The sequence below is a fragment of the Streptomyces sp. NBC_00576 genome (genome assembly GCF_036345175.1).
Taxonomy (GTDB): domain Bacteria; phylum Actinomycetota; class Actinomycetes; order Streptomycetales; family Streptomycetaceae; genus Streptomyces.
This window is the reverse complement of record NZ_CP107780.1, coordinates 8,016,071-8,038,113: the sequence shown is the minus strand read 5'-3', so window position 1 is coordinate 8,038,113 and position 22,043 is coordinate 8,016,071. Positions and strand designations below refer to the sequence as shown.

Here is a 22,043-nt window from a genome sequence, read left to right as displayed (position 1 = left end):
CTTTACGGTGAGGGCAGTTCGGTGGTGGGCAGGTGAGGATGCAGGCGGGTCGTCGAGCGGCCCGTGAGGTCGAGGAGCAGCTCTGCGAAGAGGGCGTCGCCCCAGCCGAACCAGGGGCGCGTGAAGGTCCCGGGATCGTCGACGTGGAAGCTCTCGTGCACGGAGCCGGTGGCCCCGTCGGTGCGCAGCAGCAGCTCGGCGAGGCGGACCCGCTCGGCCGCGTCGTCGCTGGTCAGCGCCTGCATGGTGAGGGAGAGCGGCCAGACGTGGCCGGGCGGGGTGTGCGGGCTGCCGATGCCGGAGGCCGAACTGCCCGCGTAGTAGTAGGGGTTGCCTTCGCTGAGGACGAACTCGCGGGTGCGCAGGTAGAGCTGGTCGCCCGGGTCGCACCAGCCGAGGTAGGGCAGCGAGAGCAGGCTCGGGATGTTGGCGTCGTCCATCAGCAACTGCCCGCCGAGACCGTCGACTTCGTACGCGTACACCGTCGGGTCTGCCCCCGCGGTCACCCCGTGTGTACGTACCCCGGTGGCGATCTCGGCCGAGAGGGCCGTGGCGTCGGCGGCGAGGTCGGGGGCTTGGAGCGCCGTCGCCAGTTCGGCGAGGCCGGCGAGGGCCACGGCGGCCATGGCGTTGGACGGGACCAGGTAGCCGTGGTGGCAGCGGTCGTCGCTGGGGCGGAAGCCTGACCAGGTCATGCCGGTGGGCGCGACCGGCGCGCCCCGGCCGCCGCGCGGCAGCGAGTCGAACGCGTCGTCGCCGAGGCGCCGGAACTCGTACGGCGAGCGGTTCTCGTGGTCCTGCTCGACCCGCCACAGGGCGATGATCCGGCGGGCGGCGCGGACGAAGCGGTCGTCGGCGGTGAGGTGGCCGAGGCTGCCGGTGGCCCGCCAGATGCCGTAGGCCAGCTGGAGCGGGGCGCAGAGCGAGTCGACCTCGTACTTCTGCTCCCAGACCAGCGGGTCGGGGGTCGGCTCGTCGATGTAACCGGCGCCGGAGCCGTCGGGTTCGGCGTTGAAGGAGTTGGCGTACGGGTCGGCGAGGACGTACCGCAGCTGGCGGCGCAGGACGCCGGTGAGCGCGGCGGCGACGGCGGGATCGTCGGCGGCGAGGAGGTAGGGGCGGACCTGGGCGGTGCTGTCGCGCAGCCACATCGCGGGGATGTCGCCGGTGAGGACGAAGACCTCGCCGTCGGGCAGCGGGCGCATGGCCCTGCCCCAGGTGCCGGTCAGCAGCCCGGTGAAGCGGTCGGCGGCACGTGCGTCGAGGGAGCGCAGCTCGCGGTGCACATCGGCGCTCAGGGCGCGCAGGCCCTCCGGCAGCTCACCTTCCGGTTCGTCGATCGACCGCATGATCATCCTCTCGCGCACTTCCCGCCGTGCTTCTCACAGCACTTCTCACACATCGAGACAACGTTGTTTCGGAACAACGTTGTCGGACCCTACGCACCGTCCCCCGCATCGCGCAAGGGCGTGCAAAATCCCTGTTCCAATCCATTGACAACGTTGTTTCACGGAGGTTTGCTGTGCGGCACACAGCGACACCCAAGTGACCTTTTCGGAGTGATGCCGGACATGCGAACGCCCACCATGCGGGAGGTCGCCGCCCTCGCCGGGGTGTCGATCAAGACCGTCTCCCGGTTCGTCAACGGTGACGAGACGGTCTCCCCCGCGATCGCGGAGCGGGTGCGCGCTGCCATAGACGAGACCGGTTACCGGCGTAACGACCTGGCCCGGAGCCTGCGCCCCGGACAGCGCAGCACCACCCTCGCGCTGCTGGTCGGCGACCTGTCCAACCCCTTCTACGGCTCGATGGCCAACGGTGTCATGGGCGTGGCCCGCGCACACGGCCACAACGTCGTGCTGGCCAGCTCCGACGAGGACCCCGAGGCCGAGCGCCGGGGCATCGACGACCTGCTCGGGCAGCGCGTCGCCGGGCTGCTGATCGTGCCGGGCGCGATGGACTACGGCTACCTCGGCCGCGAGGTCGCACAGGGCACCCCGGTGGTCTTCCTGGACCGGCCCGCGCTGGGCCTGGACGCCGACACCGTGCTGCTGGACAACCACGGGGGCGCCCGTAAGGCCACCGAGCATCTGATCGCCGCGGGTCACCGGCGGATCGGCGTTGTGGTGGCGGCCAGCTACTACACCACCGGACGCCGTCTCGACGGCTACCTGGAAGCCATGCGCGCCGCTTTCGGCGAGGTCGACGAGGCCCTGATCGCCCGGCTGGAGCACGGCACCCGGGAGGAGGCCGAGCAGGCCGCCGCCGAACTGCTGGCGCTGCCCCCGGACCGGCGCCCCACGGCCCTGTTCACCACCACCAACTTCCTGACCCACGGCGCCCTGCGCGCCATGGGCCCGGGACTGGGCCCGGGTCAGGGACCGGCCCTGGTCGGCTTCGACGACTTCCCCTTCGCCGACCTGCTGCCCACCCCCGTGACCGTCGTGTCCGGGGACGCCTACGAGATGGGCCGCGAGGCCGCCCGACTACTGCTGGCCCGGATCGCGGGCGAGAGCGGACCACCCCGCCGGGTCGAGCTCGGCACCGTACTGACCCCCCGTGGAAGCGGAGAGCTGACGCCATGAGCACCCCTACTCCGGCCAACACGGCTCCGGCCGGCCCGACTCCGGGACCCGCCGGCCCGACTCCGCACGGGGCCACCGCTGCCGCCTCCCCCGTCCTCGAACTGACCGGCATCGTCAAGAGCTACGGCCAGGTCCAGGCGCTGCGCGGGGCCGCGCTCACCGTCTACCCGGGCGAGGTGGTCGCGCTGGTCGGCGACAACGGCGCCGGCAAGAGCACCACGATCAAGGTCATATCCGGGGTGATCCAGCCCGACGCGGGCGAGATACGGGTCGACGGCAGGCCGGTGACCATCCCGGACCCGATCGCCGCCCGCCGCCTGGGCATCGAGACCGTCTACCAGGACCTGGCCCTCGCACCCGATCTGGACCCCGCCGAGAACCTCTTCCTGGGCCGCGAGATCATGCGCCCCGGCCTGCTCGGCAAGCTCGGCTTCCTGGACCGGAAGGCCATGCGGACCAAGGCCGACGAGGCGTTCGGCTCCCTCGGGGTCGGCATCCAGGACACCGCCGCGCAGGTCGTCACGATGTCCGGCGGCCAGCGCCAGGGCATCGCGGTCGGCCGGGCGGTGAACTGGGCGGACCGGGTGCTGCTGATGGACGAACCGACGGCCGCACTGGGCGTCGTACAGACGAAGCGGGTCGGAGAGCTGATCCAGCGGGTCCGGGCCTCGGGCGTGGCGGTGGTCCTGATCAGCCACAATCTGCCGTTCGTCTTCGAGTACGCGGACCGTATCGAGGTGCTGCGGCTCGGGCAGCGGGTGGCCCGGCTGTCCGGCGCGACGGCCACCAGTGAGAACGTCCTCGGCGCCATGACAGGCGCACTCACCTTCGAGGACGCCTCCGATCCGCCCGTGGAGCCTGCAGCCCCGGCACCTCCAGCCCCAGACACGGCCGCCGATGGCTCCGACCGCAGCGAGGACCAGTCATGACCCCCGACACCGAGGTGAAGTCCGCTCCCGTCGGACCGGACAAGGACACCCCCCGCCCGCTGCGCACGGCAGCTCTCGCCGCCGCCTGGCGCAACATGAAGGGCACCCGGAGCCTGGCCCTGGTCGTCCTGCTGATCCTGCTGGCCGTCTTCGGCGCCATGTACCCCGACAACTTCCTCACCGCGTACAACCTGCGCAGCGTCGCCATCGAGGCCGCCTCCTACTGTGTGCTGGCCATCGGGATGACGTTCGTGATGACCACCGGGGGCATCGACCTGTCGGTCGGCTCGGTGCTGATCTTCTCCGGGGTCGTGGGCGTGAAGGTGATGTCGGCACTGGGCGGCGGCGGCCCGCTGACCCTGCTGGCAGGCCTGGCGACGACCATGGCGACGGGCCTCGCCTGGGGCGTACTGAACGGCCTCCTGGTCACGAAGGCCAAACTCCCGCCGCTGATCGCCACGTTGGCCACCCTCTCGGCGGCAGGCGGCGGCGCCCTGGTCCTCACCAACGGCCTGGACCTGCGCGGGGTCCCCGACTCCCTGGTCAGCGGCCTCGGCTTCGGCCGCTTCCTGGGCATCCCGTACACGGTGTGGCTGGCCATCGGCCTCACCATCGGCGGCGCGATCGTCCTGGGCCTGACCCGCTTCGGCACCTACACCCGCACGATCGGCTCCAACGTCGAGGCCGCCCGCCGCGCCGGAGTCGCCGTCGACCGCCATCTGATCAAGGTGTACGCACTCTGCGGACTCCTCGCCGGAATCGCCGCGTACGTCAACCTGGCCCGCTTCTCCACCACCACCGTCGGCGGCCACACCGGCGACAACCTCCAGGCGATCGTCGCCACCGTGCTCGGCGGCACCAGCCTCTTCGGCGGGGTCGGCAGCGTCCTGGGCACCGCCTTCGGCTCCCTCATCCCGGCCGTACTGAGCAACGGCCTCGTCATCATCGGCCTCCAGCCGTTCTGGCAGCAGGTGGCGGTCGGCGCGGTCCTGGCGGGGGTCGTGTACGTCGACCACGTCAACCGACGCCGCCGCACGCTGCGTTGAGCCCCTGCTCACCTCCCCCCTGGCACGCCTCCCCCTTGCACACCCCCCGCTCAACGCCCCGTCGCACCAATGGAGTTGCACCATGAAGACCGCCAACCTCACCCTCAGAGGCGCTGCCCTCGCCACCGTCGTCCTCCTCGGCGCCACCGCCTGCGGGTCCGGCGATTCCTCCTCCACCGCCAACCCCAAGGTGACCGTCATCCTCGGCACCGCGTCCGACTCCTTCTACAACACCCTCGGCTGTGGGGCGAAGGCCGAGGGCAAGAAGCTCGGCGCCACCGTGGACGTCCAGGGCGCGACGACCTTCGACCCGGCCACCCAGACGCCGATCCTCACCAGCACGGTGGCCAAGAAGCCGAACGCCATCGTCATCGCGCCGACCGACTCCAAGGCCCTGGGTACGCCGCTGAAGCAGGCCAACGAGGCCGGCATCAAGATCGTGACGGCCGACACCGGCCTCGACGACACGAGCTTCATCTCCTCCGCCGTCTCCTCGAACAACGTGGAGGGCGGCGCCGAGGCGGCCCGCACGCTGGCGAAGCTCGTGGGCGAGAAGGGCAAGATCGTCATTATCGGCGGCACCCCGGGTGTCACCACGGCCGACCAGCGGATCAAGGGCTTCGAGGACGAGATCAAGAAGTACCCGAACATCACCTTCGTCGGCGTCCAGCCGTCCACCCCGAGCGGCGGCGTCGTCGAGGCGGCCCGCCTCACCGCCGCGTCCCTCTCCAAGGACCCCGACCTGGCGGGCATCTTCTCCATCAGCACCCCGGCCAGCGACGGCGCCAACAACGCCATCAAGGACGCCGGCAAGGTCGGCAAGATCAAGGTCGTCGGCTTCGACGCGGGCCCCGCGCAGGTCGAGCAGCTGAAGAAGGGCACGGTCCAGGCGCTGATCGCCCAGAAGGCGGAGGAGATCGGCGCGCAGGCGGTACGGGAAGCGGTGAACGCGATCCAGGGGAAGAAGGTGACGAAGTCGATCGGGACGTCGTTCGTGTCGATCACGGCGGCCAACCTGGGGGACGCGAACGTGAGCAAGTACGTGTACCGGTCGACCTGCTGACGCTCAGTCAGAATTCCGTAGGTCCGCAACTGCCTTGGTGACCCCGCCCTGTTATCGGGACGGGGTCACTTCGTCGCTCGCAGGTTGTCCCAGGTCGCCCGCTTCACGATGCCGTCCACGGCCAGTCCCTTGTCGCTCTGGAAGCTCATCATCGCGGCCTCCAGCCCGTCTCCGAACGCCCCGTCCACGTCACCGCCGATGTCGTACCCGCGCTTCAGCAGGATGCACTGGACCTGCTTGACACGCTTGCCCGAGTCTCCGAGAGCCGTGCGCGCCTTGCCCGCGTAGTACGTGCAGTCGGTGACCCAGGGCGCGGTGGCGGGCTCGGTCGAGGAGCTGTCCGGAGACGGGGTGGCGGAGGGAGCGGGAGTGGTGCCGGTGCCCGTGCCGCCGGGCGTTCCGGTGCCTGTACCCGTGCCCGTACCTGTGCCCGTGGCTGTATCCGTAGGGGTGTCCGGGGCCGTGGGGTCCGTCTCGCCGTCGGCGTCACCGTCACCGTCGACATCGGTGGAGCCGGGGACCGGTGGCGGTGCGGCGGCGCCGTCGGCGGTCTCGGTGCCGCTGCCTGACATGGTCGGGGCCGACTTCCCGTCCGGTTTCCCCGGCGTCGGCGAGGCGCCACCCGCTTCGGCCCCGGTGTCGGCGGAGTCCGTCGCGGCAGGCCCCGTGGGCGAGGCGGTCGCGCGGTCCACCGGGCGGGCGAGTACGAAGACCAGCGCGGCCAGGGCACAGAGGGCGACGGCCGCCGCCGTGGCCGGTACCGGTCTGCGGGCCCAGGCGAGAGCTCCCGTCGGGCGCCGCTTCCCCGGGGACGTTTCGGCGGACGCCGCGGCCGGGGCCGACGGCGGGACAGGCGCCGCGTCCTTGGCCGGCACCGGCACCGGCAGCACCGGATTCGGGCGGTGGCCCGGGAAGCGCAGCTCCGCCGCCCGTTCGACGGGGAAGCGGTACAGCACGTCGTACGCCCGCTGCCGCTCCAGCACGTTGCCGAGCAGCGGTTCCGGCCATCCGGGCGCCCCCGCGGACGCACCGAAGTGCCTGCTCGCCGCCTCGATCAGCGCCCTCGGCGTCGGCCGTCGCTCGGGTTCCTTGGCGAGGCAGGCCGCCAGCAGCGCGCCGAGCGCCGGGTCGGTCGCCGTGATCTCGCCGATCACCTCGGCGTCGGGCTCCTCGAACGCGACCCGGTGCATCACGTCGACGCCGGTGCCGTCGCCGAAGGGGGCCCGGCCGGCCGCCGCGTAGATCAGTGTCCCGGCGAGCGAGAACACGTCGGACGACGCGTCGCAGTGGCCGGTCCTCAGGTACTCGGGGGACATGTAGGCGGGCGTTCCGACCCGGTTGCCGGTGCCGGTGATCGCACTCGCGTCGGCGGCCTTGGAGATGCCGAAGTCGATGACGTGGGCGCCTTGGACCGACAGCAGCACGTTGGAGGGCTTCAGGTCCCGGTGCACGATTCCCGTGGCGGCGAGGTCGGCGAGCGCCTGCCCCAGCTCCGCCACCAACCGCCAGACGGCGCCCGGCTCCAGGGCACCGCCCTCCCGTACGGCGTCCGCGAGATCGAGCGCGGCGAGATACTCCGTGGCCATCCACAGCAGCTCGTCCTGGAACCCCGTACCGCACAACCTGGGTGCGCGCGGCGTACGGACCCGGCCGTGCACCAACGCCTCCTGCTCGAACCGGCGCCGGAACGTGGGGTCCTCGGCGTACTCCGGCCGGATCACCTTGACCGCGAACAGGCCGGGGCTGTCGTCCGAGGGGCGCGCGAGATAGACCCGCCCCATGCCACCGCTGCCGAGCAGCGCCAACGGCACGTAGGGGCCGACGCGTTCGGGGTCGGCGGGGCGCAGCGGCGCGGCAGCGGTCTGCCGCAGCGCGGCAGCTTCGTCTGTCACGGAACCCCCGAAATCCTGTTCTTCATACGCCAGTTCGCCTCACTGGCACAACGAGGCTAACCCAGCCCACGCGTACGCACAGGATTTCGAACACTTCCGCACGGCAGAGCGAGAGGTTCCGGCCACTTCCCGCCCGGCTGCCCGCCCAGCCGCCCGCCCAGCTGCTGCGGGCTCTGCCCGCCCGCCCGCCCGCTCGAGCGAGCCACAGCCACGGCCGCGGCCACAACCGCCCTCACAACCGCTGGATGATCGTCCCCGTAGCCAGTGCCCCGCCCGCGCACATCGTGATCAACGCGAACTCCTTGTCCACGCGCTCCAGTTCATGCAGCGCCGTGGCGATCAGCCGCGCGCCCGTCGCGCCCACCGGATGCCCGAGAGCGATCGCCCCGCCGTTCACGTTCACCTTGTCCAGGTCCTGTTCGAAGACCTGCGTCCAGCTCAGCACCACGGAGGCGAACGCCTCGTTGATCTCGATCAGGTCGATGTCCTTCAGCGTCATGCCCGCCTTGCCGAGCACCGCCCGCGTCGCGTCGATCGGCCCGTCCAGATGGAAGTGGGGGTCGGATCCCACCAGCGCCTGGGCCACGATCCGCGCCCTCGGCCGCAGCTTCAGCGCCCGCGCCATCCGCTTCGACGCCCAGAGCAGCGCGGCCGACCCGTCGCTGATCTGGGAGGAGTTGCCCGCCGTATGGACAGCGGTCGGCATGATGGGCTTCAGGGAGGCCAGCGCGTCGATCGACGTGTCCCGCAGCCCCTCGTCCCGGTCGACGAGCCGCCACATGCCCTGCCCGGCGCCCTGCTCCTCCTCCGTCGTGGGCACCTGAACGGCGAACGTCTCCCTCTTGAACCGCTCCTCCGCCCAGGCGACCGCCGCCCGTTCCTGCGAGGCAAGCCCCAGCGCGTCCACGTTCTCCCGGCTCAGCCCCCGACGCCGGGCGATCCGTTCCGCCGCCTCGAACTGGTTGGGCAGATCCACGTTCCACTCCTCCGGGAACGGCTTCCCGGGGCCGTGCTTGGACGCCGATCCCAGCGGCACCCGCGACATGGCCTCGACCCCGCAGCTGATGCCGACGTCGATGACACCCGCCGCGATCATGTTGGCGACCATGTGCGAGGCCTGCTGGGAGGAGCCGCACTGGGCGTTGACCGTCGTCGCCGCGGTCTCGTACGGCAGACCCATGGTCAGCCAGGCCGTGCGGGTGGGGTTGGCGGACTGTTCACCGGCCTGGGTGACCGCGCCGCCGACGATCTGTTCGACACAGTCGGCGGGGATGCCGGTGCGGCCCAGCAGTTCGCGGTAGGTCTCGCCCAGAAGGTAGGCGGGGTGCAGGTTGGCGAGCGCGCCGCCGCGCCTGCCGATGGGGGTGCGTACGGCTTCGACGATCACGGGTTCCGCGGCCATGATGGGGAGTTCCTCTCCTCAGGTCACCCGCGCGGCGCGGGCGTCCCGGCCACCCGCCACGCAGAACTAGTACGCGTTCTAGTTCTGCTTGCAGTCTGCTGACGGGCCGTCCGACACCGCAACCCCCTTGCAGCGCCCGATAACACAAGCGGTGCCCGGAATTTTGGGTGTCGTGCCCCTTGCCTCTTCTGGAACCCGTTACTACCTTCGCGACACCCACTCTTTTCTGATGGACCGTCAGATACTGTTCGGATGACGGGAGTTTCCGATGGCACCCTGTCCCGCGCTGCCCGAAGGGTTCGACTTCACCGACCCCGACCTGCTCCAACACCGCGTACCTCTCCCGGAGTTCGCCGAGCTGCGCGCCACCGAGCCGGTCCACTGGGTGCCCCAGCACCCCGGTATCGCGGGCTTCGCCGACGAGGGCTACTGGGCCGTCACCCGGCACGCGGACGTCAAGTACGTCTCCACGCATCCGGAGCTGTTCTCGTCCACCACCAACACGGCGATCATCCGCTTCAACGAGCACATCGAGCGCGACGCGATCGACGCCCAGCGGCTGATCCTGCTCAACATGGACCCGCCCGAGCACACCCGCGTCCGCCAGATCGTGCAGCGCGGCTTCACCCCGCGCGCGATCCGCGCCCTGGAGGACAACCTCCGCAACCGCGCGCTCGCCATCGCCGCGAACGCCGCCGCCCGCAGCGGCCCCTTCGACTTCGTCACCGAGGTCGCCTGCGAACTGCCCCTCCAGGCCATCGCCGAGCTGATCGGCATCCCCCAGGAGGACCGTCTCAGGATCTTCGAGTGGTCCAACAAGATGATCTCGTACGACGACCCGGAGTACGCGATCACCGAGGAGGTCGGCCAGCAGTCGGCCATGGAGCTCATCGCGTACGCCATGAACATGTCCGCCGACCGCAAGCAGTGCCCGGCGAAGGACATCGTCACCACGCTGGTGGCCGCGACGGACGAGGGCAACCTCGCCTCGGACGAGTTCGGCTTCTTCGTGCTGATGCTGGCCGTCGCGGGCAACGAGACGACCCGCAACGCCATCACCCACGGCATGCACGCCTTCCTCACCCACCCCGACCAGTGGGAGCTGTACAAACGCGAACGCCCGGAAACCACCGCCGAGGAGATCGTGCGCTTCGCGACCCCCATCGTCTCCTTCCAGCGAACGGCCACCCAGGACACGGAGTTGGGCGGCCAGAAGATCAAAGAGGGCGACCGTGTCGGCCTGTTCTACTCCTCCGCCAACCGCGACCCCGAGGTCTTCGACTCCCCGGACGTCTTCGACATCACCCGCGACCCCAATCCGCACCTCGGCTTCGGCGGCGGAGGCCCGCACTTCTGCCTCGGCAAGTCCCTGGCCGTCCTGGAGATCAACCTGATCTTCAACGCCCTCGCCGACGCCATGCCGGGCCTCACCCTGGTGGGCGACCCGCGCCGGCTGCGCTCGGCCTGGATCAACGGGGTCAAGGAACTCCAGGTGAGCGCGGGCTAGCCCGCATCCCTGTCGCAAACTCGGGCCGGCGGCATCCCGGCGTCGCCGGCCCGTCCCGACGTGAGGCAGGGGCGCACACCCACGCCCCGCCCCTGCCTCCGCCCACCACCGGCCGTAGACTTCAACGGCAATTGCAACTACGACTGCAACTACGACGGTGAGGCGTGCCGGTGCGATCCTGGCAACGTTGTCTGGACGCGGCGGGAGTGACCAGCGGTACGGACCGCGCCGCCTATCTGAAGGCCAAGCAGTTCATGCTGAGCCGGGAACCCGCCGGCCACCTGGCGGTACGGCTGCTGATCCCGGCCCGTCTCCAGCCCCACATACTGGCCGGATACGCGTTCGCGTCGTTCACGGACGACCTGTGCGACCGGGGCACGGTGGAGGAGCGGACGCGTCGCTACGAGGGCTGGGCCGAGCAGGTGCGCACCGCCCTGGACACGGGAACCGCCCGGCACCCCCTGCTGCGGGCCTTCCTGCACACCGCCGAGAAGCGTGAACTGCCGCGCTCCTGGGTCGACTCGTACCTCGTCGGTGCCCAAGTCGACCTGGACTTCCCCGGGTTCACGACCGAGGACGACTACCAGGCGTACATAGAGAAGCTCACCTGGCCGTTCCTCATGATCACCTCGGGACTGTCGATGCCGGGCGGCGGCAGCCGGGCCTTCGCGGACAGCTGCCGCCTGCTCGCCGACGCCTGCCAGCGCACCGACTTCCTCACCGACCTGGCCGAGGACCTGCGCGACGGACGCCTCTACCTCCCCACCGACGACCTGGAAAAACACGGTGTCGTACGGGCCGACCTGGAGCAGGGCCGAGACCTCCCCAGCGTCCGTTCCCTGCTCTCCGCCACAGCGGCAACAGCCCACGCCACGCTCCGCGAAGCAACCAGGATCATCGCCGAACTCCCCGAGGAACAGCGCCCGTTGACCCGCTTCGTCATCCTCCTCCACGACCACCGCCTGCGCCGGGCACAGGCGATGGGCGCAGCAGTCACCCGACGTCCCGTACGGGACAACCCGATCGAGTGCCTGCGCATCCTGGCCGCCTCACACCGACGGACCCTGGACCTGCCCGCACTTCTGTCGAAGGGCGCGGACCCGCGCCCCTAGAGGGGCACGGGGCTGTATCAACCTGCGGCTCCGCCGCGCGGGCTCGCCCAACCCCCACCGGCCCGCATTCTGCCGAACGGCGGCCGACACGCGCCCCTAAAGGGACGCGGGGCTGTATCGGCCCGCGGCTCCGCCGCGCAAGCGCGCCCAACCCCCACCGGCCCGCACTCCTGTCGAACGATGCGGACACGCGCCCCTAAGGGGCGCGGGGAACTGCGCGACAAGCCCCCACCGGCCCGCGGCCGATGAACTACTTCAGCGCACCGTCTTTCACACTCTCCGGCCGCTCACCACTGACCTCGACAGCCCGGACCACCGACCGAGCCCGCGGCCCCATGAACACGTACGACAACCCGAACCCCGCAAGAACCACCGCACCCCCGCCGGCGGCATCCAGCACCCAGTGATTCCCGGTAGCAACAATCGCGGACACGGTGAACAACGGATGCAGCAACCCCAACGCCTTCATCCACCACTTCGGCGCGACGATCGCGATGACAAGCCCACACCACAGCGACCACCCGAAGTGCAGCGACGGCATCGCCGCGTACTGGTTGGTCAGCGCCGTGAGCGTGCCGTAGTCCGGCTTGGAGAAGTCCTGCACGCCGTGCACGGTGTCGATGATCCCGAGCCCCGGCATCAGACGCGGCGGCGCCAGCGGATAGAGCCAGAATCCGACAAGAGCGAGCAGCGTGGCGAAGCCGAGGGACGCGCGGGCCCAGCGGTAGTCGACGGGGCGGCGCCAGTACAGGACGGCGAGCACGCTCAGCGGCACGAAGAAGTGGAACGACGTGTAGTAGAAGTCGAAGAAGTCCCGCATCCAGCCGATCTTCACGACCGTGTGGTTGACCCAGTGCTCGATGTCGATGTGCAGGAACTTCTCGATGTCGTAAATCTGGTGGCCGTGCGCCTCGGCGGTGGCCCGGCCGCCCGAGTTCGTGCCGCCGGTCGCGGCGAGCCGGACCTTCTGGTAGGCCGCGTACGTGACCCGGATCAGCAGTAGTTCGAGGAGCAGGTTCGGGCGGGTGAGCACCCGGCGCAGGAAGGGCAGGAGCGGGACGCGGCTGAAGCGGGCGGGGACCGGCGGCGCGTAGTCCGTGGGGATCGGGGAGCGATAGTGCTCCGAGGTCCGGGACAGGAACGGTACGACGGTGGCGGCGGCGACGGCGGCCAGCAGCACGATGTTGTCGCGGACCGGGTAGAGGGCGCCCATGTTCGGGATGACCATCTTGGCGGGCAGCGTCATCACGATGATGACGGCGACGGGCCACATGTAGCGGTCCGACGCACGCCTGCCGACCCGGCCGACGACCGCGAGCAGCACCCACAGCAGCTGGTGCTGCCAGGTCGTGGGAGACACGGCGACGGCCGCGCAGCCCGTGATGGCGACCGCCAGCAGCAGCTGGCCGTCCTGGGCGTAGCGCACCGCCCGGCGCAGACCGAGGGCGGCGACGCCCGCGCCGAGCACCAGGAACAGGCTGATTTCGAGGGGGCCCTCGACGCCCAGCCGCAGCAGGGTGCCGTGCAGGGACTGGTTGGCGAGGTCGTCGGCGGCGCCGCCGAGCCCGGCCCCGCCCAGGTGGTGGACCCAGTAGGTGTACGAGTCGTCCGCCATCGCGACCCACGCGAGCGCGGTGCAGGTGGCGAAGGTGATCCCGGCGGAGACCGCGGCCCGGCGCCGGCCGGTGAACCACAGCAGCGGCGCGAACAGCAGGACGGTGGGCTGGAGGGCCGCGGCGAGGCCGATGAGGGCGCCGGCGGCCCGTTCCTCGCGTGCGACGAAGCAGCCGAGCAGGACCAACAGGACGGGGATGATGCTGGTCTGGCCGAGGTAGAGGGTGTTGCGTACGGGCAGCGACAGCATCAGCAGGCTGATGGCGACGGGCGCGGCGAGCAGCGAGGTGCGGCGGCTCACGGGCGCCGGCAGGGCGCGGGCGGCGACCATGCCGAGCGCGACGACCAGGAGCAGCGTGCCGAAGGTCCAGCCCCACCCGAGGGCCTGCTCGGCGGCCCGGGTGAGCGGCTTGAGGACGAGTCCACCGAAGGGGGTACCGGTGAACTGCGTCGAGTCGTAGAGCGACCCCTTCACATGCAGGACACCGTCGGGCCCGACCCAGGTCTCCAGATCGGTCAGCCGGTCCGCCTTCGGGGTGCTGAGGACGGCGGCCACCTGTCTGACCGCGAGGACGGCGACGATGAGCCAGAGCGCCACACGGGCCACCTTCAGCCGTGCCTGCGCCGTCCCGGCGGCGCCCCCTCCGAAGGCACCTCCCGCCCCACCACCGTGCTCTGCGTTCGCCACGCCTCGTAGGCCTCCTGCCCCATTCGCCCTGTAAACCCCATGGGTACCATTTGCCCCACGAGTTTCATCCTGTACGACTCCCCAGAGAATCGCACCGCCTCCTGTGTAAGACGCACGCAACCCCCTCTTCACCTGAGGGACTCCGGCCCTTTGGCCTGGCTTTTGCCAGCCTTTGTCCGGACGACGATAGTCGGCCCGGGGTCCGGTCCCCTCCCTCGGTCGCGGCCGGACCGCACAGGGACGGAAACCGGCCGGTTCCAGGCTGGATCGGACATCGGCCGCCCGAAGACGACCATGCTCTGTCCGGGCCCGGCGTAGCGTCGGCAGGATGCGGATCCTGCATCTCTCCGACACCCACATCAACCACGCCGGCGCGCCCAACCGCCACGGCGTCGACACCACCGGGTCGCTGCGCCGGATGCTCACCGACGTACGTCATCTCGCGGGCCTCTCGGCCGTCGTCGTCAGCGGGGATCTCGCGGACAGCGGGGCGCCCGAGGAGTACGCGGTCGTACGGGACCTCGTGGGTGCGTTCGCCCGGGAGCGGGGCATCCCGGTGTTCTGCACGACCGGCAACCACGACGAGCGCGGCGCCTTCGCGAAGGCGCTGGGCAGCGGGCACCTGGACCCGGCGGGCGGGGACCGCGCCGACTCCCGACTCACCTCCCCTGACGGCGAATTGGCGGCATCGAGCCTGGTCGACGGGCATCGCATCGTCACGCTCGACTCGCTCGTGCCGGGCAAGGTGTACGGATATCTCGGCGCCGCCCAACTGGACTGGCTGCGCGAGCTGTTGCGCACCCCGGCGCCGCACGGCACGACCATCGTCCTGCACCATCCGCCGATCACCCTCGACAACGCGCTCCAGCGGGCGCTGGGTCTGGGGAATCCGGCGGACCTTTCCGACGCCGTGCGCGGCAGCGACGTACGGCTGATCCTGTGCGGCCACTTCCACCTCCAGATCATGGGGTACCTGGAGTCGGTGCCGGTGTGGGTGACGCCGGGGGTGTTCAACCGGATCGACCTGACCGGCCCGACGGGCACGGGACGGGCGGTGCGCGGGGCCTCCGCCACACTCATCGACCTCGGGTCGCCGCACGGCCCGCTGTTCCACACGCTGCATGCCCGCGACCCCCGGGCCGGCGAGACGGTCAGCGAACTCGACGAGGCGCAGATCACCGACGTGATCGCCCGCGAGGGCTACAAATAACTCGGCACACCCCTCACACCCCGCACCTCACACCCCGGTCACTAACGGAAGGTACGGCTCTCATGAGCGAGTCCCAGCGCTGGGAAGACGTCGACGACTACTTCACCACCCTCCTGGCCCCGGCCGACGACGCCCTGGAGGCGGCGCTGCGCGACAGCGACGCGGAGGGGCTGCCGCACATCAACGTGGCCCCGAACCAGGGCAAGCTCCTCCAGCTCCTGGCCCAGATCCAGGGCGCCCGCCGCATCCTGGAGATCGGCACGCTCGGCGGCTACAGCACCATCTGGCTGGGCCGCGCGCTCCCGGCCGACGGCCGGCTGATCACCCTGGAGTACGACGCGAAGCACGCCGACGTCGCCCGCCGCAACCTCGCCCGGGCCGGCCTCGACACCATCACCGAGGTGCGGACGGGCCCCGCCCTGGAGTCGCTGCCCAAGCTGGCCGACGAGAACCCCGCGCCGTTCGACCTGGTCTTCATCGACGCCGACAAGGCCAACAACCCGCACTACGTGGAGTGGGCCCTCCGGCTGACCACCACGGGCAGCCTGATCATCGTGGACAACGTGGTGCGCGGCGGCGCGGTCTCCAATGCGAACTCCACCGACCCGAGCATCCGGGGCACCCGCACCGCTCTCCAACTCATCGCCGACCACCCGAGGTTGAGCGGCACGGCGGTGCAGACGGTGGGCAGCAAGGGGTACGACGGCTTCGCACTGGCGAGGGTCGTCTCCTGAGCCGGCCGGCGAGCCCCTGCTCCCCGGCCGTCGCCCTCAACCCTCGTGGTAGAAGCCCACGTTGACGCTGCGCGGCCCGGTGCGGTCCTGGACGATGATCTCTCCGGCACCGCCCCGGGGCAACGGCACGCTCCCTCCGTACGGCACGGTCTGGGCGTACTCGCCGACCACCAGCCGGACTTCGGAGGACGGGTCGGGCTGGGAGCCCTGCAGCCAGGAGAGATGCCAGGTGTTGTCGGGGCCGCACAGGAACTCCAGGTGGACCCGTGAGACGAACAGCCAGTCGTCGGGGGTCACGAGACGGCACACTGCCTTGTCCCGGCCCACCCGCATGATGGCCCCCGGTTCGCTGGGCGCCTCGGCCATGAGCATGCCGGCCGTGGCGCCGGCTTCCGTCCCGGAGACGGTAGCCATGGTGAGTTCGAGCACGTGCGCTCCTTCTGAACGGTCACCGGAGTGACCCGACCGGTCCTCACGGAACAGTCGTTGCTGAACAGTCCCTGTACGGCAGCCATGTTGCCGTACGCCGCCGCATGATAAATCGCCCAATCGTCGGGGTGGGCGAGGTCCGGCACAATGGACACATGACCGAACGCAAACCACCCGGTGTGAGTTTCGAGTCCTGGGTCGACAAACAGATCCGCGAGGCGGAGGCGCGCGGCGAGTTCGCCGAGCTTCCCGGTGCCGGCAAGCCGCTGCCCGACGGGGGCGCCACGTCGTACGACGAACTGTGGTGGATCAAGCAGAAAATGGCCCGCGAGGGGCTGTCGGTCCTGCCGCCGACACTGGCCCTGCGCAAGGAGGCGGAGGACGCGCTGGCGGCAGCGCAGAAGGCCCCCTCCGAGGGGGCGGTCCGCCGGATCGTCACGGAGATCAACGTCAAGATCCGCGACATGATGTTCAAGCCGCCGCCCGGCCCCCCGCTGGGCCTCAAGCCGTACGACGTCGACGAGGTCGTACGGGAATGGCGGGAGGCGCGGGCGGGTCGGGCCGGGCAGGTTGAGTAAGCGGAGCGGCAGCAGGAGCAGACAGGCGGTGCGGGTGCCCCAGGTGCCTCAGGTGCCTCAGGTGCCTCAGCTGTGGAGCAGCCGTTCTGCCAGTGCGCGGTAGTCCCGCAGGGCGAGCCGGAGTCGCTCGGTGTCACCGGAGTCGGCGCCATCGGAGGACTGCAGGGTCGCGCGTACGGTACGACGGCTGTGTGCCACCGCCTCCGTGAAGCGTTCGGTGACCTCCTCCAGGACGCGGTCGGCCTCCTCGACGGACTCCTGGGGACCGTCCACGAACCCGGTGACGGCGTGCTGGAGCCGCAGCGTCAGCTTGTCCCGCTCGTCCTGCGGGAGCAGCGCGAGCCCGTGGGACGCGCCGGCCTCGTGGGCACGGACGGGGGCCGGTGCGGCGGACGAGGGCGGCGGGACGGCGGGAGTACCGGCCGGCTTCCTGCCTTCGGGCCGCTCGCTGCCCACCTTCTCGGTGACCACCTTCTCGGTGACCGGCCTGTCGCTGCTTGCCCTCTCCGTGACCGGCGTCCGGTCCGGATCCGGTTTCTGGGTGGTGTACGGACTCTTTCCGTCCCGGTTCCCGATGTCCGTCATGTGGGTCAACTCCCCTTCAGCTGAAGCTTGTTGAGTCGTGACTTCGACTTCGGCCGGGGCCGCTCCCTCTCGCCGACCAACTCGTCGAAGAAGGCGCGGGCCTCGATCATCGCCGTGCGCATCTCCTCCGTGTCGGCCCGCTCCTCGTGGGCCGCGTGGTGCACGCGCCGGTAGCCGTGCACATGGTGGGCGTGGTGCACCGAGAGCGCGGCGAACTGTTCCTCGTACTGGCCGCCGTCGGGGAAGCCACGGGCGCCGGCCAGCTCGGCAAGGAGCAGGTCGGCATCGGCGACCGCCTGTTGCGGCGACTCGACGAAGTGTTCCTGGGCGGCCGCCCAGCGGGCCGCGAACTGTTCGCGCTCGGCGGGCTCCAGCGGCCGTTCCCGCAGGTCGCCGTGGCGTTGGACGCGCTCGGTGAGTTCCTGGTCGGCGGCCTTGGTGTCTCCGTCGTGCCGGGAGACGACCCGCTCGTACTCGGGTCCGAAGCGCCGTTTGAGGTTCCGTGGGCCGTGTGGGCCGGCGGCCCGCCGGTTCAGGGCGAGCGCGCCGATGACGACGGCCGCGACGACAACGATCACGATCAGAACGATGAGCACTCCTGTGGACATGAATGCCTTCCGGATTTCTCGACCGACTTCTCGACCGACCAGACCGACAGTCCGAACAGGCCGGTTAAGGCAGCGGGTTGCCCCGAAGTCGCTCCCCAAACAGCCCGGGGCTGGACTCGCAGGTCTCACCGGTGGCGCATATTCGGTTGCGCACCAGGTGGGGCGGCTCCCGAGAATGCGGGTCATGACCTGGACCATCGCCCCGGAGCCCTTCGACTCCCCTGTCGCCGCCGCGCTCTGGCGGGCGTACTACACGGAGGTCAGCGACCGCTGGTACGTCCTGCACCAGGGCCACCGCACGGAGCCCGGCGAGCTGGAGCGCGGCGTCGCGGCCGACTCGGGTGCCGAACTGGCGCCGCCTGACGGGCAGTTGCTCGTCGCCCGGTACGACGGTGAGCCGGCCGGCAGTGCGGGCGTACGGCTCCTCGACGCCACGACCGGCGAACTGACCCGCGTCTTCCTGTACGAGGGGATGCGCGGCAAGGGCGGCGCCACGCTCCTGGTGACCGCGGCGGAGGACGCGGCACGGACCCTCGGCGCCCGGCACCTGGTCCTCGACACCCGCTCCGATCTGATCGAGGCACGCGCCCTGTACGCGCGCCTGGGCTACACGGAGACCGAGCCCCACAACGACGACACGTACGCCGAGCACTGGTTCCGCAAGAGCCTGGACGGCCAGGAGAGGCCGGAGCGCGTCAACTGAGCCTGTTCGCCGAGCCGTTGTGCGGCTGCTCCGCGTCCGAGCCGCACAGTTCCTCGTTCAGGAGTTTCACCAGCTGGACCAGGTCGGTGGGGCGGTCGGGGCCCCACCAGTCGCCCAGCAGCTCGGACAGTGACTCCTCGCGGGCCCGCGCCAGCCGTTCGGCGGCCTCGTGGCCCTCGTCGGTGAGGGTCATGTCGAGGCCCTCGCGTACGGCGAGCCGGCGTTCCTCGACCTGCCGGGCGGCCTCGATGATCACGGTCAGCGGTACGAGGCTGCGCTCGGCCAGCACCGCGGGCTCCGCCCAGCCGTACCGCCGGATGCGCAGCAGCAGCCAGCTCGCCGCCGGGTACAGGTCGAGGCCGGCCCGTGCGGTGATCGTCCGGTAGATCTCGCGGCGCCCCTCGCGGGTGCCGAGCACGGACAGCGCGCGGCACACCTCGTCGTAGGACGACCGCTGGACCGGGTTGCTGGCGAGGGTCTCCGTGATGTCGGGCGCGGTCACCGAGCCGCGCAGCTTGTCCTCGCGCAGGAACCAGGCGAGGACGAAGCCGAGAACGGCGACCGGAGCGGCGTACAGGAAGACATCGGTGATCGCGGACGCGTAGGCGTGCAGGGCGGCCGGGCGCAGCGCCGACGGGAGGGCCGCGATGCCGCGCGGGTCGGACTCCAGCGCGTCCGCCGACACTCCGGCGGGCAGTTGTGCGCCCCGGAAGGCGTCCGTGAGTTTGTCGCCGAGGCGGCCGGCGAAGACCGTACCGAAGACGGCCACGCCGAAGGAGGCGCCGATGGAGCGGAAGAAGGTGGCGCCGGAGGTGGCGACGCCCAGATCCTCGTACGAGACCGCGTTCTGCACGATCAGCACCAGGACCTGCATGACCAGGCCGAGGCCCACGCCGAAGACGAGGAAGTAGGCGCTCATCTCGCCGGTGGAGCTGTGCTCGTCGAGCCGGTGGAGCAGGAGGAGGCCGAGGGCGGTGACGCCGGTGCCCGCGATGGGGAACACCTTCCAGCGGCCCGTGCGGCTGACGATCTGCCCGGAGACGGTGGAGGCGAGGAGCAGACCGAACACCATCGGCAGCATGTGCACGCCGGACATGGTGGGCGAGACGCCCTGGACGACCTGGAGGAACGTCGGCAGATAGGTCATCGCGCCGAACATGGCGAAGCCGACGATGAAGCTGATGACGGCGGTGAGGGTGAAGGTGCGCAGCCGGAACAGCTTGAGCGGGAGGACGGGTTCGGCCGCCCGCCGCTCGACGAGGACGAAGCCGACGGCCAGCACCACTCCCAGCAGCGCCAGGCCGACGATCCGCGCCGAGCCCCAGCCCCAGCCGTCGCCGAGGGAGGTGACGAGGATCAGGCAGGTGGCGACGGAGGCGATGAGGAAGGTGCCCAGGTAGTCGATGACATGCCGTGCGGACCGGCGCGGGATGTGCAGGACCGTCGCGATGACCGCGAGGGCGACGGCGCCGACGGGGAGGTTGACGTAGAACACCCAGCGCCAGCTGAGGTGTTCGGTGAAGAGCCCGCCGAGCAGCGGGCCGAGCACACTGGTCGCACCGAAGACGGCACCGAACAGGCCCTGGTAGCGGCCTCGTTCACGCGGTGGGACCAGATCCCCCACGATCGCCATCGACAGCACCATCAGCCCGCCGCCACCGAGCCCCTGCAACGCCCGGAAACCGATGAGCTGGGGCATGTTCTGCGCCATACCGCACAGCGCGGAGCCGATCAGGAAGATCACGATCGCGGCCTGGAACAACCGCTTCCGGCCGTACTGGTCGCCGAGTTTGCCCCAGAGGGGCGTCGCGGCGGTCGACGCCAGCAGATAGGCGGTGACCACCCACGACAGGTGATCCATTCCGCCGAGATCGCTGACGATGGTCGGCAGCGCGGTCGACACGATGGTCTGGTCGAGGGCGGCGAGCAGCATGCCGAGCAACAGGGCGCCGATGGAGACGAGCACGTTCCCGGGCACGTGTTCGGGCCCCGGAGTCGCCGGCCGCGCGTCCGCCACGTCCCCCGTCCCACCACGTGCTTCCCCGGCCATTTCCCCGGCCATGAAGACCTCCTGTGACTCTTGTGACACCCCCATCGTGGTCGGTGTGACCGGTTATGGCCTGTCGAATCCCCACGAGATTCGACGGAACCCCGGATTCCGGGGGCTTCCGGGAGAAGGTGTGAAGAGGCTTTGGATAACCTCGGAGATTCGTACGGGGGTTCGTACGGGGAAGGAACCGACGCGCAGTGAACGATCCGAAGGGGCATGTGTGTCCGGAGTGCGGCACGCCCCGGGGAGCCGACAACACGCCCTCCTGCGCCTGCGCCGAACGCGCGGCCGACGCCCACATCGAGAACCGCACGGCGGAGGCAGCGGCGGCGGAGGACTTCGACCCCCTGCGCATACGCCCGTACGTGGAACTGACACCGGAAACACCAGGGCCGTCACCCACGTCACCCTCGTCGCCCACGTCACCCCCGTTTCCTGAGCACCTGGCCACCGACCCGGCGGCCGAGGTCACGATGCCGATGCCGACGGTCCGGGAGCCCGGCCGGCCGGACGAGGCGGCCACCGCGGCGATACCCGCCGTACCGCAGCCCCCTGACCCCGCTCCCGCCTTTTCCACCGAGGACGAGCCGCCCAGCGGGTCGCTCCGCCGCCCCCGGGTCCTTCTCCTCGGCGCCGCCGGAGCCGTCGTCGTCATTCTGGCGGCGGGCGGACTGGCCGGCGGGATGTTCACCTACGACAAACCGGACCGGAACAACACGGCCGCGCAGGAGGTACGGGAGAGCGTCCCGGCGGCGACGACGCCCAGCTCGGCGTCCACGGCTCCGTCCGCCAGTCCTACGCCGTCCAAGTCGCCCTCGCCCACCCCCACCCCGTCCCGCAGCGCGAGCCCGACCCCCTCGCCGACCCGGACGGCCCCGTCTCCGACCGCGTCCAGGTCGGCCACCCCGACCCAGGCACCGACGACCGCCCAGGCAACCGGCACGGTCACCCCGGCCCCCGGTGGCGACGACGACAAGGAGACCGCCCCGGTCCTGCGGCTCGGCGACCACGGCGACGAGGTCCTCGAACTCCAGCTGCGGCTGAACCAGTTGGGCCTCTACCTCAACGACATGGACGGCGTCTACGACGACAACGTCGTGAACGCGGTGACCACCTACCAGACGACGCGCGGCATCAACGCGGAGGAGCCGGGCGTGTACGACCGGACGACGCGGGAACGGCTGGAGTCGGAGACGACAGAGCCGCAGTCAGCGCAGGCTCAGCAGGACGCCGACCTCGCCGTGACCGCCACCGGGGACTCCGCACCACAGCCCTGAACTGGGCGGGTGGGCGGGTGGGTGGGAATCA

Annotated in this window: 19 protein-coding genes; 11 read left to right on the top strand and 8 right to left on the bottom strand. The window is 70.7% G+C overall.

All coding sequences use genetic code 11. The annotated features are described in order from the left end of the window. Nucleotides 1–2: 2 nt before the first annotated feature. Nucleotides 3–1,349: a glycoside hydrolase family 125 protein gene (locus OG734_RS34940; RefSeq protein ID WP_330291416.1), complete on the bottom strand. Its 1,347-nt coding sequence runs from the start codon at nt 1,347–1,349 to the stop codon at nt 3–5. 222 nt (nt 1,350–1,571) lie between these two features. On the opposite strand from OG734_RS34940, the gene OG734_RS34935 reads away from it, so the two are divergent. The 4 genes from OG734_RS34935 to OG734_RS34920 all read left to right on the top strand — a co-directional run bounded on the left by OG734_RS34935 (nt 1,572) and on the right by OG734_RS34920 (nt 5,623). Next, the gene (locus tag OG734_RS34935) at nt 1,572–2,585 is read left to right on the top strand and encodes a LacI family DNA-binding transcriptional regulator (RefSeq protein ID WP_330291415.1); all 1,014 of its coding nucleotides are present in this window, start codon (nt 1,572–1,574) and stop codon (nt 2,583–2,585) included. Continuing rightward, complete coding sequence (locus OG734_RS34930; protein ID WP_330291414.1) at nt 2,582–3,514, top strand: ATP-binding cassette domain-containing protein; 933 nt, start codon at nt 2,582–2,584, stop codon at nt 3,512–3,514. Before OG734_RS34935 ends, OG734_RS34930 begins: the two co-directional genes overlap by 4 nt. Further along, nucleotides 3,511–4,560 carry an ABC transporter permease gene (locus tag OG734_RS34925; protein WP_330291413.1) on the top strand — a complete coding sequence of 350 codons (1,050 nt, stop codon included), beginning with the start codon at nt 3,511–3,513 and terminating at the stop codon, nt 4,558–4,560. The genes OG734_RS34930 and OG734_RS34925 overlap by 4 nt, the downstream gene beginning before the upstream one ends. Nucleotides 4,561–4,642: 82 nt before the next feature. Then, a complete protein-coding gene (locus tag OG734_RS34920; protein ID WP_330291412.1) occupies nt 4,643–5,623 on the top strand; it encodes an ABC transporter substrate-binding protein in 981 nt (326 codons plus the stop codon). Nucleotides 5,624–5,688: 65 nt separating this feature from the next. Here the strand turns inward: OG734_RS34920 and OG734_RS34915 are convergent, their stop codons facing one another. Both OG734_RS34915 and OG734_RS34910 read right to left on the bottom strand, forming a co-directional pair. After that, entirely contained in the window at nt 5,689–7,515 is a 1,827-nt protein-coding gene (locus OG734_RS34915) for a serine/threonine-protein kinase (RefSeq protein WP_330291411.1), read from the bottom strand. A 232-nt stretch (nt 7,516–7,747) separates the two neighbouring features. Further along, nucleotides 7,748–8,917, bottom strand: a complete 1,170-nt coding sequence (locus OG734_RS34910) for a steroid 3-ketoacyl-CoA thiolase (protein ID WP_330291410.1) — start codon at nt 8,915–8,917, stop codon at nt 7,748–7,750. Nucleotides 8,918–9,185: 268 nt separating this feature from the next. On the opposite strand from OG734_RS34910, the gene OG734_RS34905 reads away from it, so the two are divergent. Both OG734_RS34905 and OG734_RS34900 read left to right on the top strand, forming a co-directional pair. Beyond that, nucleotides 9,186–10,424, top strand: a complete 1,239-nt coding sequence (locus OG734_RS34905) for a cytochrome P450 (RefSeq protein WP_330291409.1) — start codon at nt 9,186–9,188, stop codon at nt 10,422–10,424. A 170-nt stretch (nt 10,425–10,594) separates the two neighbouring features. Further along, a complete protein-coding gene (locus tag OG734_RS34900; RefSeq protein WP_330291408.1) occupies nt 10,595–11,536 on the top strand; it encodes a phytoene/squalene synthase family protein in 942 nt (313 codons plus the stop codon). 250 nt (nt 11,537–11,786) lie between these two features. On the opposite strand, the gene OG734_RS34895 is transcribed toward OG734_RS34900, so the two are convergent. Next, the gene (locus OG734_RS34895) at nt 11,787–13,838 is read right to left on the bottom strand and encodes a bifunctional glycosyltransferase 87/phosphatase PAP2 family protein (protein WP_330291407.1); all 2,052 of its coding nucleotides are present in this window, start codon (nt 13,836–13,838) and stop codon (nt 11,787–11,789) included. 328 nt (nt 13,839–14,166) lie between these two features. On the opposite strand from OG734_RS34895, the gene OG734_RS34890 reads away from it, so the two are divergent. Both OG734_RS34890 and OG734_RS34885 read left to right on the top strand, forming a co-directional pair. Further along, entirely contained in the window at nt 14,167–15,048 is an 882-nt protein-coding gene (locus OG734_RS34890) for a metallophosphoesterase family protein (protein WP_330291406.1), read from the top strand. 62 nt (nt 15,049–15,110) lie between these two features. Continuing rightward, nucleotides 15,111–15,782 carry an O-methyltransferase gene (locus OG734_RS34885; RefSeq protein ID WP_330291405.1) on the top strand — a complete coding sequence of 224 codons (672 nt, stop codon included), beginning with the start codon at nt 15,111–15,113 and terminating at the stop codon, nt 15,780–15,782. Nucleotides 15,783–15,818: 36 nt separating this feature from the next. Here OG734_RS34885 and OG734_RS34880 read toward each other — a convergent pair whose 3' ends face one another. Further along, a complete protein-coding gene (locus tag OG734_RS34880; RefSeq protein WP_006378544.1) occupies nt 15,819–16,211 on the bottom strand; it encodes an FHA domain-containing protein in 393 nt (130 codons plus the stop codon). A gap of 155 nt (nt 16,212–16,366) precedes the next feature. On the opposite strand from OG734_RS34880, the gene OG734_RS34875 reads away from it, so the two are divergent. Continuing rightward, nucleotides 16,367–16,789, top strand: a complete 423-nt coding sequence (locus OG734_RS34875) for a J-domain-containing protein (protein ID WP_330291404.1) — start codon at nt 16,367–16,369, stop codon at nt 16,787–16,789. 66 nt (nt 16,790–16,855) lie between these two features. On the opposite strand, the gene OG734_RS34870 is transcribed toward OG734_RS34875, so the two are convergent. Together OG734_RS34870 and OG734_RS34865 are read right to left on the bottom strand one after the other, a co-directional pair. Further along, nucleotides 16,856–17,374: a hypothetical protein gene (locus OG734_RS34870; protein ID WP_330291403.1), complete on the bottom strand. Its 519-nt coding sequence runs from the start codon at nt 17,372–17,374 to the stop codon at nt 16,856–16,858. A 5-nt stretch (nt 17,375–17,379) separates the two neighbouring features. Beyond that, nucleotides 17,380–17,982, bottom strand: a complete 603-nt coding sequence (locus OG734_RS34865) for a hypothetical protein (protein ID WP_330291402.1) — start codon at nt 17,980–17,982, stop codon at nt 17,380–17,382. Nucleotides 17,983–18,166: 184 nt separating this feature from the next. Between OG734_RS34865 and OG734_RS34860 the strand changes: the two genes are divergently transcribed. Beyond that, entirely contained in the window at nt 18,167–18,685 is a 519-nt protein-coding gene (locus OG734_RS34860) for a GNAT family N-acetyltransferase (protein WP_330291401.1), read from the top strand. Here OG734_RS34860 and OG734_RS34855 read toward each other — a convergent pair. Continuing rightward, entirely contained in the window at nt 18,678–20,735 is a 2,058-nt protein-coding gene (locus OG734_RS34855) for an MDR family MFS transporter (RefSeq protein ID WP_330293905.1), read from the bottom strand. The genes OG734_RS34860 and OG734_RS34855 overlap by 8 nt on opposite strands. A gap of 197 nt (nt 20,736–20,932) precedes the next feature. Between OG734_RS34855 and OG734_RS34850 the strand changes: the two genes are divergently transcribed. Next, nucleotides 20,933–22,012 (top strand): peptidoglycan-binding domain-containing protein, encoded by a 1,080-nt coding sequence (locus OG734_RS34850; RefSeq protein ID WP_330291400.1) that lies wholly within the window; start codon nt 20,933–20,935, stop codon nt 22,010–22,012. Nucleotides 22,013–22,043: the final 31 nt, after the last annotated feature.